General features: G+C 43.8%; 2 protein-coding genes. One reads left to right on the forward strand and one right to left on the reverse strand.

Annotated elements, in window-relative coordinates; genetic code table 11:
* Nucleotides 1–176 precede the first annotated feature (176 nt).
* Nucleotides 177–1,082 carry an AbiJ-NTD4 domain-containing protein gene (locus DFP83_RS13375; protein WP_110576568.1) on the reverse strand — a complete coding sequence of 302 codons (906 nt, stop codon included), beginning with the start codon at nucleotides 1,080–1,082 and terminating at the stop codon, nucleotides 177–179.
* Between the two features lie 377 nt (nucleotides 1,083–1,459).
* Between DFP83_RS13375 and DFP83_RS13380 the strand changes: the two genes are divergently transcribed.
* The gene (locus DFP83_RS13380; RefSeq protein ID WP_110576570.1) at nucleotides 1,460–2,548 is read left to right on the forward strand and encodes an FRG domain-containing protein; all 1,089 of its coding nucleotides are present in this window, start codon (nucleotides 1,460–1,462) and stop codon (nucleotides 2,546–2,548) included.
* Nucleotides 2,549–2,938: the final 390 nt, after the last annotated feature.

Genomic DNA, 2,938 nt, shown 5'->3' on the forward strand with positions numbered 1-2,938 from the left:
CAAGTATTTGAAGTCATTGAGAGAGAAAAAATCGACTTTACTTGCGGCATAAAAAGCTTGTTGAAAGTCTCAGGGCGTGAAGCGGACATTAACGCACCAGTCACGCGCCGGTTTGGAGCGGTGTAGCGGCGGAAAATCGGTCGCTGTACAGCAGATGGTTAGACGGTTTTCCGCTATCAGAAGGGAATGTCATCGTGTACTTTCTCGATATCCACTAAATAAATGATCTGGGAGGCGCATACGCTGAGAACATACTCTGCCACTTTCATGGTAGCTGCGCCACCTTGTGCGCCACCATGACCTACTCCATTGCCACCGCTGCGATACGCATAGATACCTTCGATTGTCTTTATTAGCGCTTTTGGAATGTCATAGTCTTTAGTGTTTGAAAGCCACTTCGTGAGGTCTCCCAACGTGGCGGTCTTTGCTGAGGGAAACAATGCTTTGCCTGCCGCCTCTACTGCACAAACAGCTTCTTTAACGCAGTTCTCATAATCCGGCTTGGTTGGATGACGGAAAAATTGTAGTGCTTTTGTGTAGTGTTTCCTGGAACCAGCGAGTCGATTATCGCCTAGAACAAACTGAGCTCGAGTTGCTTGATCTTCGGTATGTCTTCTTCCGCGCCTATGTACAAGGCCCTCAGTAAACTCGAAAGCTAGATTTTCCTCCAAGAAGATGCGCTCTAGTTCTTCCGATATAAAAACTTGGACTTCACTTTTTGGTATAGAAACCTTGAATCCGTCGAAACCGATCGGTTCCAAGACATCTTGTGATAGGTGACCGTATAGTCGCTCACAAAAGTCGTATACCTGGCCCCAACTTAAGGACGACAAAGCCTCTTCTGCGTCAGTCTTAGCTCTTCGTAAATCCGGGGCTAACGAGACTGAATAAGAAGTGGGCGGCAGCCGACTAATACGTTGCAGCTCTCGGGCAATCGCCGGCCAACCAGCTACATAGCCTTTCTCCTCTAGTTCGTAAAGAAGATGGAGCAAACCTATTCTGGCGCTCTCCGGAAAGTCATTATCTACCTGCTGGTGCTGTCCGCGATGCCGGGCGGAGAATGGAGCTTTTAGTTCTGTCACGAGATACTTCCTAATGTCTAACCATTATTTGTTATATTTTGCGTGCGCACATTATCTAACTCTAACTTTTCGTTATGTCATTGACAGTAAATGACTTAAATGCACAACACAATAACAAAACGCGCAATATTGCAGAGACTAGTGTGCCGAGACTGATTCGCTTCATCCTTAGTTATTAATGGTAGGTACGAAGGTCACTAGTTGAATTAGTGCAAAAAACCCTAAGGTCTGTTCCTCGCTCAAAGCAGACCATGGCTTGATTCCAAATATAATTTGTCGCATGCATAGCAGAAAGAAGTTGATGTTAATTAGTACACCGTGCAAAGCTGTCAAAACCTAGTTAATTTTCAAATTTACACTTGAGGAGCCGCTGTATTATGAGAGGCCAATGGTTAGGATCCTGCCACCCAGACGGCGGAAATGGATTTCCCAGCGAACTTATGATTAATATTGACAAAGTTGATAAGCATTTCTCTGTCGCTGCATACGTGAACCCATCCACAACTGACGCCCCAGGCTCCGTGAGTTATTTTACTTTCCCAGAAGGACGAGAACGCCTTAAGGTAAACGTGAACTTATTCCCTATCCATCCTTATACAAAGCTTCCAACTGAGTGGTCGGTAATTAAAAATCACTTCCCGAGTACTACACATGCTGATGAAGCAACTATAGAGCTTCACTTCAAGAAAGACCTTTTGGAGTTTAAAGTGGAGGCAGATAACGGAGTTAAATTAATCGGGAAAGCAGAAAGTTCTGTACTACCCGGCAGCTCGCATATCGCTCCTAACCAAATATCTTGGCAGGAATTTAAAAGGCGCGTGGCTAGTGTAATTGACGAAGACTTTATTTTTCGCGGACAAAGAGAACCCTGGCCGCTTAGAACATCGTTTCATCGACTCGAGCGTTTCTTAATTAACAGCTTCATAAAACAAGATGTACAACAGCTACATCGTCACCTGAGCGCTATCACAGAGCATTACTTTGACTTAAATGTACCAGAACAAAACGGTGCTTTCCTTAATCTACTTCAACATCACGGTTACCCTACTCCATTGTTGGATTGGACCATATCTCCTTACGTTGCAGCTTTCTTTGCTTTTAAGGATGTACCAGCGGATTATTCAGGGGATGTTAGAATCTACATGCTGGAACAATCGAAGTTAACAGAAGTATCAGAACAAAGTTCGTTTTTAGACCCAGCCTTTCCTCATATATCTCGTTGGGAATTCGTTGCCCTAGACAACCCTCGAGCAGTACCTCAGCAGGCAATGACCACTGTTTCCAATGTGGCTGATATAGAAAAGTTTATTTTAAATAAAAGTAAAAATATTTTATGGGCCTTTGATATACCATCTCGCGAGAGAAACGAAGTAATGAAAGAGCTGCGTCAGATGGGCATAACAGCAGCGTCCATGTTTCCGGGTATCGACGGAGTTTGCGCACACTTCAAAGAGCAAAATTTTTAGAAGGAAAGTACTGTTAGTTAAAAGCATTTGTGCGATTTTCAAAACCTTTTTATCCAAACTAAACTAGACAGAATTAAACCGCCCGAACAAACAAAATTATAGTGTCGGCATCTGAAAGATAATTTCAGTGATATAGGTTCCGCTTTGAGCGAAGATCGAACCATCGGGTTTTCTGCCTAATTCAACGGGTAATTCGCTTCGCTCTTATTAATCAGTCTGGATGGTGCGAGTCGGGCAAGACACACTTATCTAAGCAATAGTGCGCGTTTTATTGTTGTGTTGTGTATTTGAGTCGTTTCCTGAATTCAGATAATAACCGCAACACTCATGTAATGGGATAGGTCGGAAGGAGGTCAGCTACCCACATGTGGTAGTCTTACTTTTCGACCA

It is taken from the genome of Idiomarina fontislapidosi, assembly GCF_003226255.1.
Taxonomy (GTDB): Bacteria; Pseudomonadota; Gammaproteobacteria; order Enterobacterales; family Alteromonadaceae; genus Idiomarina; species Idiomarina fontislapidosi.